This is a genomic window from Paenibacillus sp. FSL L8-0436, from assembly GCF_038593025.1.
Taxonomy (GTDB): Bacteria; Bacillota; Bacilli; order Paenibacillales; family Paenibacillaceae; genus Paenibacillus_AQ.
Genome location: NZ_CP151955.1, coordinates 6,265,970 through 6,279,137, shown reverse-complemented (window position 1 = coordinate 6,279,137; position 13,168 = coordinate 6,265,970). Strand labels below are relative to the sequence as shown.

At 51.5% G+C, this 13,168-nt stretch carries 14 protein-coding genes; 11 read left to right on the top strand and 3 right to left on the bottom strand.

All coding sequences use genetic code 11. The features are described from left to right. The first annotated feature begins 50 nt into the window (after positions 1-50). A complete protein-coding gene (locus NSS79_RS29015) occupies positions 51-212 on the top strand; it encodes a hypothetical protein (protein ID WP_179091879.1) in 162 nt (53 codons plus the stop codon). Here NSS79_RS29015 and NSS79_RS29010 read toward each other — a convergent pair. Then, positions 194-1,231 carry a LacI family DNA-binding transcriptional regulator gene (locus tag NSS79_RS29010; RefSeq protein WP_342440462.1) on the bottom strand — a complete coding sequence of 346 codons (1,038 nt, stop codon included), beginning with the start codon at positions 1,229-1,231 and terminating at the stop codon, positions 194-196. The genes NSS79_RS29015 and NSS79_RS29010 overlap by 19 nt on opposite strands. Positions 1,232-1,521: 290 nt before the next feature. Then, the gene (locus NSS79_RS29005; protein ID WP_076114227.1) at positions 1,522-2,079 is read right to left on the bottom strand and encodes a GbsR/MarR family transcriptional regulator; all 558 of its coding nucleotides are present in this window, start codon (positions 2,077-2,079) and stop codon (positions 1,522-1,524) included. 254 nt (positions 2,080-2,333) lie between these two features. Here NSS79_RS29005 and NSS79_RS29000 point away from each other — a divergent pair, with 254 nt between their 5' ends. The 10 genes from NSS79_RS29000 (at position 2,334) to NSS79_RS28955 (ending at position 12,301) form a co-directional block, all read left to right on the top strand. Beyond that, positions 2,334-3,533, top strand: a complete 1,200-nt coding sequence (locus NSS79_RS29000) for a glycine betaine/L-proline ABC transporter ATP-binding protein (protein ID WP_076114226.1) — start codon at positions 2,334-2,336, stop codon at positions 3,531-3,533. After that, entirely contained in the window at positions 3,530-4,360 is an 831-nt protein-coding gene (locus NSS79_RS28995) for a proline/glycine betaine ABC transporter permease (protein ID WP_076114225.1), read from the top strand. Before NSS79_RS29000 ends, NSS79_RS28995 begins: the two co-directional genes overlap by 4 nt. 21 nt (positions 4,361-4,381) lie before the next feature. Beyond that, positions 4,382-5,242, top strand: a complete 861-nt coding sequence (locus NSS79_RS28990) for a glycine betaine ABC transporter substrate-binding protein (RefSeq protein WP_076114224.1) — start codon at positions 4,382-4,384, stop codon at positions 5,240-5,242. A gap of 238 nt (positions 5,243-5,480) precedes the next feature. Further along, the gene (locus tag NSS79_RS28985) at positions 5,481-6,092 is read left to right on the top strand and encodes a VTT domain-containing protein (RefSeq protein ID WP_342437148.1); all 612 of its coding nucleotides are present in this window, start codon (positions 5,481-5,483) and stop codon (positions 6,090-6,092) included. A 141-nt stretch (positions 6,093-6,233) separates the two neighbouring features. After that, positions 6,234-7,349, top strand: coding sequence for a sporulation protein YunB (yunB, locus tag NSS79_RS28980; protein ID WP_342437147.1), 1,116 nt, complete (start codon positions 6,234-6,236; stop codon positions 7,347-7,349). Positions 7,350-7,471: 122 nt separating this feature from the next. Next, on the top strand, positions 7,472-8,959 hold the full coding sequence (locus NSS79_RS28975) for a hypothetical protein (RefSeq protein WP_342437146.1): 1,488 nt from the start codon (positions 7,472-7,474) through the stop codon (positions 8,957-8,959). Beyond that, a complete protein-coding gene (locus tag NSS79_RS28970; protein ID WP_342437145.1) occupies positions 8,956-10,233 on the top strand; it encodes a hypothetical protein in 1,278 nt (425 codons plus the stop codon). The genes NSS79_RS28975 and NSS79_RS28970 overlap by 4 nt, the downstream gene beginning before the upstream one ends. After that, positions 10,226-10,966, top strand: a complete 741-nt coding sequence (locus tag NSS79_RS28965; protein ID WP_342437144.1) for a glycosyltransferase — start codon at positions 10,226-10,228, stop codon at positions 10,964-10,966. The genes NSS79_RS28970 and NSS79_RS28965 overlap by 8 nt, the downstream gene beginning before the upstream one ends. A 181-nt stretch (positions 10,967-11,147) precedes the next feature. Beyond that, positions 11,148-11,462, top strand: a complete 315-nt coding sequence (locus NSS79_RS28960) for a transposase (protein WP_340980241.1) — start codon at positions 11,148-11,150, stop codon at positions 11,460-11,462. Then, positions 11,417-12,301 carry an IS3 family transposase gene (locus tag NSS79_RS28955; RefSeq protein ID WP_342437143.1) on the top strand — a complete coding sequence of 295 codons (885 nt, stop codon included), beginning with the start codon at positions 11,417-11,419 and terminating at the stop codon, positions 12,299-12,301. The genes NSS79_RS28960 and NSS79_RS28955 overlap by 46 nt, the downstream gene beginning before the upstream one ends. A gap of 91 nt (positions 12,302-12,392) precedes the next feature. Here the strand turns inward: NSS79_RS28955 and NSS79_RS28950 are convergent, their stop codons facing one another. Then, a complete protein-coding gene (locus NSS79_RS28950) occupies positions 12,393-12,881 on the bottom strand; it encodes a hypothetical protein (protein ID WP_342437142.1) in 489 nt (162 codons plus the stop codon). Positions 12,882-13,168: the final 287 nt, after the last annotated feature.

Here is a 13,168-nt window from a genome sequence, read left to right as displayed (position 1 = left end):
GGCAAAAGCTGATCAAGCTTTTAATCTATAAGACAAAGGAGGCACGACTATTGCCAGTGATCGAAATCTTGTTTGGTATCGTATTTCTTATAGTGTTGTATTGGATCGTCCGTAAAATTGTCAATTCTCCTTCAGTGCAGAAACATGCGGCAGAGAGGGACAAAAAGTTTAAGGACGATTTCGAACGAGGGGCTTATAAAGAGGATTGGTGAGGTTTAGCATTCAACCGGCTGCCGCAGGATTCGCGGACGATTAGCGCCGGTTCAACGACAAACGAACCGCCTTCTGATTGATTGTTAATTAGATCGAACAGCATATGAGCTGCAAGTACGCCAAGCCGTTCTTTGTTCTGGCGGATCGTAGTCAGCGTAGGGCTGGTGTATTTGCAGGCCTCAATATCGTCACAGCCGATGATGGCGATATCCTCAGGGATGCGCAGTCCGTGCTCCTTCAAGGCGCGGATGGCCCCAAGTGCCAGCAAATCTGAAGCGGCAAAGATCGCTTGCGGCAGGCTGCCTTTCTCGATGAGAGGCTGCATGGCCGCATAACCGCTGGCTTCAAAGAAATCCTCTCCATGTACGAACCACGTGGGATTCATCGCCAGACCAAAATCTTCGATTGCCTTGATATACCCTGCTTCCCGCCGGTTGGAAATATCCGAATCCGCCGTACTGCCGATAAAGCCAAGCTCCCTGTAGCCCAGCAGATAGAAATGCTCCACGACCTTGGAGGAGATTTGATAGTTGTCCGACATCACATACCCGGATTTTTTACCCTTAAGCTCCAGATCTACGCCGATGCAGGGAATGCTGCTCATATCGAGGTCGCGGATTGCGGGCTCCATCTTCTGCCCGGAGATGATCACGCAGCCGTCCACATGAAAATGCTGGCAGCGCGCGAAATAATCACCGCTGCTGATAAATTTCTCGTTGGAGAAAAAAATCAGATCGTACCCCAGCACACCCATCTGTTTCTTGAAGGAATTCAGCACCTCGATGAAAAAAGGATGGGTAAATTCGACATTAAATTCACCGGCAAAAATGACCCCGATCAGACTCGATTTTTTGGTGGCCAGTGTTTTCGCGGAATTCGAGGGGGAATATCCGGTTTGTTCGATAATCTCCAGCACCCGCTGTTTCGTTTTTTCCGAAACATCGCTGTAATTATTCATGATTTTCGAAACCGTTGAGACGGAAACACCTGCCATTTCGGCAATCTTTTTAATATTCATTTGCATGGTAAAGCCACCCTCCGACTGATCATGAATTCCGGGAAAAAGACTGATATACTGCGGTTTTGGTCCATCGCTTTACACTTTATCCGTTGCAAAAATCAGTTATTCCTAGTCTATTAAACTTGTTGATACAAGTCAATCCGCAGCCGTTATTTCCGAAACTGATTTCGGTCTGAATTTTCATTTATAAATCCGCAGCAAATGGTAAATAATAAACGGCCATAGCCCCTTTGCGGGGCCATGGCCGTATTTATTATGCGGTGCAGCAGGGAGCTCACGCTCCGTGCTTACTTTTCTTTGGGAATGAAGTCGAATATCTTACCGGTTTCCAGGGCTTCAATCAGCTTCAGCAGCCAGCGGTAGTACTTGATGGCTTCTTCAATTTTTGCTTCGTCTGTATTCAGGAGCTTCTCAACATCCGGATTGTCAGCATACTCGGATTTTATTTGTTTGATTTCAGCAAGCGATTTAGCCAGTGCGGACATATTTCCCTCGACGGCTTTTCTCCATTTAATTGAGAAATAGTCACTGAAATTCTGATGCCAGTCGGGAACGACCTCGAACAGATCCTTTCGGGTTCCTTTTCCCCACACCTTGTCGATCATCTTCAGGTCAAGTAAGGTGCGCACTCCTGTACTCATGGATGTTTTGCTCATTCCCATCGTACGGCTTAGCTCGTCCAGCGTTACGGGGCCTTGATTAAAGTACATGTAACCGTATAAATGCCCAATGGATAGGGTGATTCCGTACAAATCCATGTTTTTGCCAATGGAATCAATGACCCGCTCGCGGACCTTGCTGATTTTCTCTATTTGCTCGGGCGGAAGCCCTTCTAAATCGTTCATGATGTCCCTCCTGAGGATTAGGCTAATAAACTGCAAACCTCTCCAATGTATTGTAATCAAATCTGCTGCAATAAGTAAAGAATTCATGCAGAACGGAATATGGCGTAAAACAGAGTATTCTATACGTAAAGTACGTAAAGTTAAAACTGTACACTAATTTTTTAGCGAATATGCACTTTGCGTCGCTTTTCACAACTCCGTTACACTTGTTGAGGAGCACAAACGTGAAATATAAGGGGAAGAAGGAGGTCACCATGGCAATTATAGAGGTAAAAGAACTTACCAAAGTATTCGGTCATGATGCGGGACGGGCACTCCCATTACTAGCACAAGGTTGGTCTAAAGAGAAGATTGCCCGTGAAGCCAAATTGACGGTTGGTGTCAACAAGGCTGAATTCAGCATCGAAGAAGGAGAAATATTTGTCATCATGGGTTTGTCAGGCAGTGGCAAATCCACGCTAGTCCGTTTATTGAACCGTCTGATTGAGCCCACAGGGGGCCAGGTCTTTTTTAAAGGCAATGATGTGGTCAAAATGAATCCCGAAGAGCTGCGCCGGTTCCGGCGTAAAAATATCGGCATGGTCTTCCAGAAGTTTGCCTTGTTTCCGCACCGCACGGTGCTGGCTAATGCCGAATATGGTCTTGAAGTACAGGGCGTGGAGAAAAAAGAGAGAACCCGGCTTGCCATGGAGGCACTGGAGCTTGTAGGCCTTAAAGGCTGGGAGAACCACCGCCCTGATCAATTGAGCGGAGGCATGCAGCAGCGTGTGGGTCTTGCGCGCGGTCTTGCCAATGACCCCGATATTCTGCTGATGGATGAAGCCTTCAGTGCGCTTGATCCGCTGATCCGCAAGGATATGCAGCAGGAGCTGCTGGAGCTGCAGGCAAGAGTGAAGAAGACGATCGTGTTCATTACGCATGACCTGGATGAGGCCCTGCGGATCGGTGACCGGATTGCTTTGATGAAGGATGGGGTGATCGTCCAGATCGGCACTCCGGAAGAGATCCTTATTCAGCCTGCGAACAAATATGTGGAGCGGTTTGTGGAGGATGTAGACTTGTCGAAAGTCCTGACAGCTGCGCATGTGATGCGCCAGCCGGAAATGATCCGGCCGGAACGCGGTCCGCGTGTTGCGCTTCAGCTGATGCGGGACAGCGGCGTATCCAGTCTCTATGTGGCGAGCAATGAAATGAAGCTGCAAGGCGTACTTACGGCAGAGAACGCGCTGGAGGCACTCAAGGAGAATAAAAGCATTCTTGAAGTGATGGTCCGTGAAATTCCCCGTGTACGTCCGGACACGCTGCTGAACGACCTGTTCGAGCTGATGTCCGAGACACATCTGCCGGTTGCGGTAGTGGATGAAGAGGATAAGCTAAAGGGCATTGTGATTAAAGGGGCAGTACTTTCCGCCCTTGCAGGCAATGCGGTACCGGAAGGAGGCATCGGTTCATGAATTTACCTAAATTACCTATAGGCAAGGGGATTGAATGGCTGGAGGACTGGCTGACTACGTATTTCGGGCCGTTCTTTGATCTCATTCATGCGGTTATTGGAGGTATGGTGGACGGAATCGATGCGGCTTTAACCTTCCTTCCGGCTATCGTCCTCACGGTGATTATCGCCGCCTTGGCTTACTGGATCGGCAAATGGCGGATGGCTTTATTCGCAGTGATCGGGCTGCTGCTGATCGACAATCTGGGTCTATGGGATCCTTCTATGCAGTCCCTGGCCCTTGTGCTTACTGCATCACTGCTTGCTGTGCTGATTGGTGTTCCGGTTGGCGTGTTTTGCGCGCAGAGTAAGACTGTTCAAAATATTGTGACTCCGATACTGGACTTTATGCAGACGATGCCTGCATTTGTGTATCTGCTGCCGGCGGTATCCTTTTTCTCGCTTGGCGTAGTTCCCGGAGTCATTGCTTCTATTATATTTGCTATTCCACCTACGATCCGTCTGACGAACCTGGGGATACGCCAGGTGTCGCCGGAACTCGTAGAGGCTGCGGATGCGTTCGGTTCGACGGCGAGCCAGAAGCTGTTTAAGCTGCAGCTTCCGATTGCCATGCCAACGATTATGGCCGGTATTAATCAGACGATTATGCTGTCGCTGTCGATGGTCGTCATTTCGTCGATGATCGGCGCACAAGGGGTAGGGGCCTATGTATACCGGGCGGTATCCCAGGCTAAGACTGGCGCAGGCTTCGAAGCAGGGATTGCCATTGTAATTATAGCGATCCTGCTTGACCGTTTGACGCAGAAGCTGGTTAAACCTAAACAATAATGACGGGAGTGTTTTATTTAGATGAAGAAAAAAGGATTCGGTTTGCTGTTGACGGTGTTGCTGGTATTTGCAATTGCCGGCTGTTCATCAAGTGAAGGAAAATCCGTGAAGCTGGCATATGTGGCCTGGGATTCGGAAATTGCCAGCACGTATGTAGTCAAAGAGGTTCTGGAGTCCAAGCTGGATGCGAAGGTGGAAATGCTTCAGGTTGATGCTGGACCGATGTGGGCCGGCATTGCGGACGGAAGTGCGGATGGAATGGTAGCTGCCTGGCTGCCGAGCACCCATGCTTCCTATCTGGAGCAGTATGGAAAAGATATAGAGGATCTTGGGGCCAACCTGGAAGGAACCAAGACAGGTCTGGTTGTTCCCACTTATATGGACATCAACTCCATTGAGGATTTGAACAATCCGGAAATGGCAGCAGCGCTAAACAACCGGGTTGTCGGGATTGAACCCGGAGCAGGAATTATGATGGCCACCGAAAAGGCGCTCACAGACTATAAACTGAGTGATTATAAGCTGCTGGAAAGCTCGTCGGCCGCTATGGTTCAAGAATTGGGGAAGGCATACACCAATAATGAGCCGATTGTAGTAACGGGCTGGACGCCGCACTGGATGTTCGCCAATATGGATCTGAAGTATCTGGAAGATCCCAAAAACGTATATGGCGGAGCGGAGCAGATTCACACTATGGTACGCAAAGGATTGAAGGAAGATATGCCGGAGGTGTACAACTTCCTCGATAAATTCACATGGACACCTGAGGAAATGGCCCAGGTTATGGTGGAGATTCAAGCCGGGAAATCGCCTGAGGATGCTGCCAAGAGCTGGGTAGAAGCGAATGAGGATAAAGTGAATACTTGGATTTCTGCAGAATAATAATAACTGTGCCGGTACTGCAGAGTCATTTTGCAGCGGGTTAAGATGTGTGCTATGATTAGGTCAACATAAGGCTACAATTTTGTAACCTGTAGCCGGACATTGTTCCCGCGATAACACATTCTTTAGCAGGATCATCAACAGACACCCCGTAAGGGGTGTTTTTCTTGAAGAATTAGTGATTTATAAGGACTCAGCGGAGCTGATGCTGAAAGGAGTCACGAAAGGGGACGGCTCCATGACGGAGGTCATAAACGGCTGGATTGATTGGCTGCTGCAAAGTCTTGGGCTGAACGGGCCGTATATTCTGTTAGCAACGATACCACTCACGATTCTGCAGAGTTTGTTCGGATTTTTTCCGCTGGCGATATTGATTGTTCTGCATGTCTCCGAATTTCATGTGATCGGCGGCATGCTGGTCAGCTGGCTGGCTTGTAATTTAGGCGCCATACTCGTGTATTTTCTCTTCCGGCGGTACCTCTATGGCTGGTTCGACGAGAAATGGAGATCCAAGCTGAAGCGCTATGACAAGTGGCAGCGTTATTTGGACCGCTACGGCATCTGGACGCTGGTGCTGCTTCGCACCATTCCGATTGTTCCCAGCAACGTAATCAATTTCATGGCGGCGGTCTCGCCGATCAAAGCCTCGGCTTATATCTGGGGTACGGTGCTCGGCAATCTGTCCTTCATTTGGCTGTTCGGAACGATCGGCTCTTCACTGGTGGTCCCCAGAGAGGAATGGAACGGATTTCTTGCCTGGTATGCGGTTTTTATTATTATTTTGCTGGGCATTTTTATCCGGCGGCATTGGGGCCATCTGCAGGAGGATAAGCGGAGCCGGATGGAGTAATTGCATTAGAAATCATGGATATGAACGTTTCTCACGGTACTTCGCACCGTGAGAGGCGTTCTTCTTTTTTGTCCTCTTCCCGAATAGCCTATAGTAAGGGGCGGCGGCTTGACCGCAGGAATGCAGGGGGGACTTAGACTCATGGGCAGAATAAAAAAATGGGGAAACCGCAGGGCGGTTATGCCAAGCCTGCGCCTGCGGGTGCGGCTGCCGAAATTCAGCTTGGGCAGCATGCCAAGACCGGCCGGGCGAAGCCCGGCGTTTAAGGCGAAACCAGCCAAGCCGGGAATCAGAGCCGCTGGACAAGGAGCGCGGTTCTCGCCAAAAAGACGGGGGAGCAGGTTCAGCTTCTCCGGCGGAGGCGAGCGGAAGAAGGCGGTTCCTGTTTCCGTCCAGAAGACGCCAAAGCCGCGCAGACGGGGCCGCTTCTGGATCATCCTGAGCCTGCTGCTGATATTGGCGGTGCTTCAAGGGCTGCGTTATGTCGAGCAGAATTTGAAGCCGCCGATTATTCATCTGGCGCAAATCCGGGTGAAGCAAATTGCCACGGAGTCGATCAATAAGGCGATTACCTCACAGGTGGCCGATGCAGGAGATGCCGAAGCGCTGATTGACTGGAAGACGGATAAGGAAGGCAAAATATCGGGCTTTATGCTCAATTATAGAGAGCATATGCGGATTACCTCGCAGGCGGCGGAGGTCATTCAGTCCACGCTGCAGGAGCTGCATAATCAGACGGAGCATATCCCGCTCGGCCAGGCGCTGGGCAGTCCGCTCATCGCTTCCTTCGGGCCGGATGTGCCGATCAAGATCGAACCGCAGGGCGCAGTTAAAGTAGAGCTGAACACCCGCCAAAAAAATGCCGGAATTAATATGATTCTGGTTGAGGTCTTCATTCATGTTGTCACTGAGGTTGCGGTCGTCATTCCGTTCGACATGGAGCCGCAGGTAGTGGATACGGAAATTCCCGTATCTTATCTGATGGTTGTCGGCGATGTTCCGATGTACTACTACGACAATCAAGGCCAGCCAGTCGGTGAGAATGGAAACAACGCACCGGGCATTGCCATTCCGGCTCCGCAGGCAAGCGGGGAGAAGAGCGGAACTGGCGAAGGCGGTTCGGATACTGATGAAAGCGGCGAGAGCAAAGATCCGCAAAGCGGCACCACGAATGATCCGCCCGCGAGCAGTAATACTTCCGGCAATGCCGGAAACGCAGGCAACGGCGGAGCGGAGACTGAGGGTGGCGGCGAATAGAATAGGTAAATTGGATTTAATTTGGGAGAATCCGGAAAAATCCGCCAATGGAGCAGGGATATCACCGCGTAGCATTCATACACTATAGGTAGCACAGTTTTAACTAATGGAGTGTGAGCCTGATGCTGTATGATTCTATGGATTCTGTCCGCTTGGAGCGTCTGGCCGGAAGATACAGCTATCTGGAGCGTGAAGGATTACTGCCGCTTCCGGTAATAGACGGAATAACAATTGTGGTTGAACTGCGCTGCGCCGCATGGGGTGCAGAATGCTTGCAGCTCCTGCTGCTGCATTCCGGCCCTGGCGTCCGTGTGATTGGCGTTCCGCTGGAAGAGGATTTTGCTTTGCTGCCCCTCTCGGAGCAGTTCTCTGGAGAACATGCCGTGTCTTTTCTCCCCTACAGGAACGGGGAATATAGGGTGAATGAGGCCTTGGCATATGCCGAGACCTCATTTGTCGTATTGCTTCAGGATTCCGTCATGGTCACTGCAGGCTGGCTCGCCGATCTGCTCTGGCCGGCCATTGATGATCCGGTTATCGGAGTAGTTGCCCCGCGTTCCTCTACGGAAGAAGCGGAAGGCAGGGAACTGCAGTGGTTTGACGATTTCTCTACGCTGTCCGCATACGTAAATCATACCCGGCTTCGGCGGCAAGGCGAATGGCGTAATGTGGAAGTGCTAAGCGGTGCCTGCCTGCTCTTCACCAGGGAACTGCTGCTCAGAGTGGGCGGTTTCGATGCATCGCTCCGCCAGCGGCGCCTGATGGTGGCCGATTGGTGCCTGCGGGCCCGGCAGCTGGGGAGAAGGCTCGCGCTCAGCGATGCTCTGTATGTTCACGCGCTTCATCCGCTTGAGGACGGAAGTTGTTCTTTGAATGGCATGGACCAAGGCGCTGAGGAGGAAGGCGGGCGGGCGTACTGCGCCAAATGGAATTTGCCCGGCGTCTCTGGGGTTGGAGGAAGTCTCCCGGTACCTGCGGAGCTTTCCGTCTATCCGCAGCAGCCCGCGATACCGCTCGGCAAATCTTCCGTGACCGTTCCACTGGTGACAGCAGTTGTTTATTTTGAAGAGAAGTGGAACACGGAAACATCGCTTAAGCGGCGTCAGTTGCTGCAAGAACAGCAGAGTTATGACAATATCCGCTGGGTATGGATCAGAGACAGTGCAAACGATGTTGCTTCCAAATTTCCGGTTCAGGAGAGGGACGCGGTGATTACGGTGCAGGGAGAAAAACCTTGGCTGCATGCGCTGGAGAATGTCTCCGCACTCTACGAAAGCGCAGCAGTAGTGTATTTGTCCGCTTCTGCAGAATATGACACCCGTTATGTGGAAAGAATTGTGCAGGCTGTGCGGCAGGGTTCAACCGATATTGTGGTGAGCCAGGAAGAAGGGCTGCAGGGGCCATTGACCGGGGGGCTTCCGCTGTTTCTTCCGCTTGAACGTACCGCCCACCGGGGCGGAATTGTGCCTGGCCGAATTGGGCGGCGGGAGGAGCCGACCCGCCGCAGCCTGCAGCTCGTTCCCGCAGAAACACTGACTATAGGGTATATTGCCGGGCTTCGCGGCGGAGAAGCATCGCCATCTCCCAATGAGAGAGGGGGACGGCTATGAATTATCTTATCCTCAGTTCTGTTCCCTGGGAGGCTTATGAATACAAGAGGCTGCTCAACCTCCTGCCGGACCGCGGGGAAGTTTTGTTTGCAGGGGGGATGACACCGGGCCAGCAGGAGGAATATGACATCCATTCCTTGAGCCTGGCGGAGATTTACAAGCTGAATGCCAAGGAATACACGGTGCTTGTCTCCTCCCCGTATTGGCTGCCGGATGTAATGACACTGGAGCCAGCCTATACCGTGGCACTGCTGGAGGCTTGTCCCGAAGGCGAAGACAGCGGACTGTGGGACAAATACAGCGCGCTGCTCGCTGCCAGAGCCGATCTGGTGGCCACCGCTTCAGAACGGCTATATCTGGAGCAGAATCTGCGCAGAGACGGGGTCGTCTATCTCAGCGGGGACAGTCCCTTATCGTACGGAATCATCCGCCGGGGAGACCGGCTGTTCTTTCTCTCCGGCTATGAAGCGATATGGACGAGAGCGCTGGGAGAACTGTGGCAGCCATCCGCAGGATCGCCTGTGTCTTGGCTTGATATCCAGCGGCGGCACCGGGCGGAGTTTTATCTGTCCATGTGCGAGAAGCTGCCCGATCAGCCGGCCGTGCATTATCTGGCAGCCTCCTATTTATATTTGCTTGGGGACGAGGCGGCCTCCCGGTATTTGACGAAATCCTTCGAGCTGATGCTGCTGCATGATTATACGGACTGTCTGCATTCCCATTACCGGTTTTTCTCGGCTATTGAAGCTAAGCAGGGCCAGCTGGAGCTTGCTGCCGCGCAGTATGCCATTACAGCCTTTACGGATGAAGAAAAAGCGAGGGCAGCGGAGATGCAGAACTGGCTGGATCACGGTCAAAAAGAGCTGCTTCAGGCGGAAATTTACCGTGTGAACGAGGATTCGGCGGCGGCGATCATGATTTTGTCCAGTTCATCCTATATGGAGGCGAAACCGCTGCTGCTGCTGAACTACATTGAATCCTATCAATGGGAAAAAGCACTGCAGCTCCAGCGTGAAATGGAAGCCAGCAGCGATGCGGGGGTGGGTACTGCTGCGGGAACGCCACCTCCAGCAAGAGGCGGAGCGGCAGCAGCTGCAAGCCAGCAGCTGCCGGTGATCGAAGGTGCGCTGCATCTGCTGCATGGCAGGCGGCATGCCGCCATCCGCAGCTTTCTGCGGGCGGCCGGAGCAGACTATCAAGCCCGGCCGCTGTTTGCCGAAATGGCCGATCTGGAAGAGGCAGTCGGACGACTGAGGGGGAGAGTAGATGAGTAATCGTGAGCCTCTGCGTAAATCCTCCGGCAACCGGCTGACCGCGATGATGCAAGTACGCAATGAGAGCGGGCGTCATCTGGAGCGGGTGCTGGAGGAACTGAGCGATTTTGTGGACGATATCGTCATTGTTGATGACGGAAGTACGGATGGTACGGCGCGGCTGTGCAATTCTTTCGCCAAGGTGTCAAAGATGGTGACGCTGGAAAGCTCGCTGTTCAGCCGGGAATGGGTGCTCCGGCAAACGCTCTGGGATCTGGCGGTGTCCACCGGACCAGACTGGCTATTATCTGTCGATGCCGATGAATTCTACGAGGAAGAGGCGAAGCGGGAGATGCGGCGCCTCATTGATCAGGATGTTTACGACTGGGTAGCCTTCCGCCTGTATGATTTTTGGGGCGGAACTACCCATTACCGTGAGGATGAACACTGGAATATACACATGAAGCATACCCGCACGCTGGTCCGCTATCTGCCGCATTTTCATTATTTTACGCCCCGGATGGATCTTCATGTTCCCCGGCTCCCGCTTTCCTACGCCATCCTGCCGGGTTTTCTAGCCGAACTGCGTGTGAAGCATTACGGCTGGGCTGTGCCGCCGGAAGAGCTCCGGCAGAAATACGAGCGTTATCTGGAGCTTGATCCTGAGGGCAGATGGGGGAGCCTGGAGCAATACCGTTCCATTCTGGATGAGAATCCCCGTGTAATAGAGTGGAAAGAAAAGCGCGGCACGTAAACAGCCGTGTTGAGTAATGGTTGCCTGCACAGCTATAAACCGGCTTTGAGAGTATGCTAAGAAAATAATATGCTGCTCAGAGCAAATAACCCCCGTTCCGGCAAATGAAGTGCACCCCTTAGAATAGACATTGGATTAAACCCCTGGTTTAACCGATGAAATTCTAGGGGGTGCATTTTTTATGCCAGCAGTTAAGGGACAGAAATTTAAAGAGTATCCGTACGAGACAAAGGTGGAGGCTATACGCCTTCATGTAGTAGAAGGTTGGACTTACCGTAGAATAATGGAGAAGTTTGAAATTACAGACAGACATCGTCTCAAAGATTGGATGAAGAAGTATAAAGAATCCGGTGAGTTTGGACTCATCGATCATCGGGGAAGACGAGAGGAATATGTGGATCAAGATAGACAGGTGCAGCGGCTGAAACGGGAAAACGAAATGCTAAAAAAGTGTTTAGAAATCTGGATGCAGGAGATGAAACGCAAAGGTATATAAGCATTGAGAGAGCTGCAAAAGAGTATCCCGTTAGCGAACTCTGTAAGATTTTTGGTGTCTCCAGAAGTGGCTACTACGCCTACCTTAAACGCAAAGATCAAGATCGGAATCAAGCAGACAAAGCGCTTGTAAAGAAGGTCTACGAGCACTACAACGGAGTATACGGCTACCGGCAGCTTCAACTGTTCTTACTGCAGGACCATGGAGTCTGGATGAATCATAAGAAGGTACTTCGGCTTATGCAGGTGCTAGGGATCCGCTCACGAATTCGGCGAAAACATCGCTGTAACTACGCTTCTTCGACCGAAGGGCGTGTCGCTAAAAACCTACTGAAACGGGATTTCAAAGCGGATGCCCCTAACCAAAAATGGGTTACCGATGTGACTCAATACCGGGTGGGGGAATCGTGGCTCTACCTTTCTGCGGTGAAAGACTTATTTAACAATGAAATTGTAGCCTACCATATGAGTCATAGAAATGACAATCCACTGGTTCTCCAAACCTTTGAGAAGGCCTTTAACCAGACAAAAGACGTGACCGGACTGATCGTTCACAGCGACCAGGGATTCCAGTACACGTCTCATGCATACCATGACATGCTGCCACAGGTTGGCGCCCGAATCAGCATGTCTCGCCGAGGAAATTGTTATGACAATGCCTCCATGGAAAGCTTCTTCTCGCATCTCAAAACGGAAGGGCTCTACCCTTATGATATCCGAAATGTGGACGAGGCACAAAGGCGAATTGAAGCCTATATTCAATTTTATAACGAGCATCGACCGCAGCGAAAACTAAATAAGCTACCTCCGGTAGAGTACCGGAAGCAGCTTATAGCCTAGGGGCTTTTTTTCAGTGTCTATAAAACAGGGGCTTGACCACAAAGGAACGGGGGTTATCTTGGTTTGCTGCACTGGACTGTGAAGCCCTTGGTTAAAGCTTCTCCCGGAGGGCCGCTCTTACAAGCAGCAGCCAAGGGATACTGCCGGAAGCAGCGCTTTGCGGATAGACTGCTGCTGCGAGCAGCAGCTGATGGTAGCTCAGGCCTACCGCAGCTGCCCGGCTCCCCGATTGCTGCAACGCCCTTTCAGCTGCGGGCTCCAGCAGGGGAGTCAGCCTGCATGAGCTGGCTACCGCTGCGTACAGCAGCCACTCCGCCAAGCCGGCAGGAGTATGGCAATGCTGCTCTTGTGCGGTGTAGACCGAGCACCATTGCTTCTTTATCGCTGCAGGGGCCTGCAGCAGCCCGAACCACAGTGGTTCGGGCAGCCTTGACCCACTCGTACCATTAAGGATGACTGTGGTCAGGTTACCGCTGGGATCTGTAGTAAGGGGAAGATCATTAAGAGAGACGGGGTCCCGCCCGAAAATAAGCGTGCGCAAATTATCCGGAATGGACTGGAATGAACTAAAGTTCGGCAAAGTTATTCATCCTTTCTTCATAGAATAGAAGCTGCAAGCTTACTCGTAAAAAGACCCAAACCGTCGTCTGGGTCTTAAACATCATTGCTACCCTCCTAGCTAGAACAAGGCCTGTACGGATAAAAGCAAACCATTCGAATGGTGTGATATTAATATGGAGGGTTGAAGAGGATGACTGGGTTGGCATATTAAAATATGCGGATTTCCCAATAAGCCGGTTAAAACGGCATAATAGGAGAATATGTTTTATCGCATAATGATGAAGTGAACCTTAACGATTGGACGTT

What these genes read in the sequence shown, in the direction of transcription:
- NSS79_RS29010 (WP_342440462.1), bottom strand. Translation starts at nt 1,231, where the DNA reads ATGAATATTAAAAAGATTGCCGAAATGGCAGGTGTTTCCGTCTCAACG.
- NSS79_RS29005 (WP_076114227.1), bottom strand. Translation starts at nt 2,079, where the DNA reads ATGAACGATTTAGAAGGGCTTCCGCCCGAGCAAATAGAGAAAATCAGC.
- NSS79_RS29000 (WP_076114226.1), top strand. Translation starts at nt 2,334, where the DNA reads ATGGCAATTATAGAGGTAAAAGAACTTACCAAAGTATTCGGTCATGAT.
- NSS79_RS28995 (WP_076114225.1), top strand. Translation starts at nt 3,530, where the DNA reads ATGAATTTACCTAAATTACCTATAGGCAAGGGGATTGAATGGCTGGAG.
- NSS79_RS28990 (WP_076114224.1), top strand. Translation starts at nt 4,382, where the DNA reads ATGAAGAAAAAAGGATTCGGTTTGCTGTTGACGGTGTTGCTGGTATTT.
- NSS79_RS28985 (WP_342437148.1), top strand. Translation starts at nt 5,481, where the DNA reads ATGACGGAGGTCATAAACGGCTGGATTGATTGGCTGCTGCAAAGTCTT.
- yunB (WP_342437147.1), top strand. Translation starts at nt 6,234, where the DNA reads ATGGGCAGAATAAAAAAATGGGGAAACCGCAGGGCGGTTATGCCAAGC.
- NSS79_RS28975 (WP_342437146.1), top strand. Translation starts at nt 7,472, where the DNA reads ATGCTGTATGATTCTATGGATTCTGTCCGCTTGGAGCGTCTGGCCGGA.
- NSS79_RS28970 (WP_342437145.1), top strand. Translation starts at nt 8,956, where the DNA reads ATGAATTATCTTATCCTCAGTTCTGTTCCCTGGGAGGCTTATGAATAC.
- NSS79_RS28965 (WP_342437144.1), top strand. Translation starts at nt 10,226, where the DNA reads ATGAGTAATCGTGAGCCTCTGCGTAAATCCTCCGGCAACCGGCTGACC.
- NSS79_RS28960 (WP_340980241.1), top strand. Translation starts at nt 11,148, where the DNA reads ATGCCAGCAGTTAAGGGACAGAAATTTAAAGAGTATCCGTACGAGACA.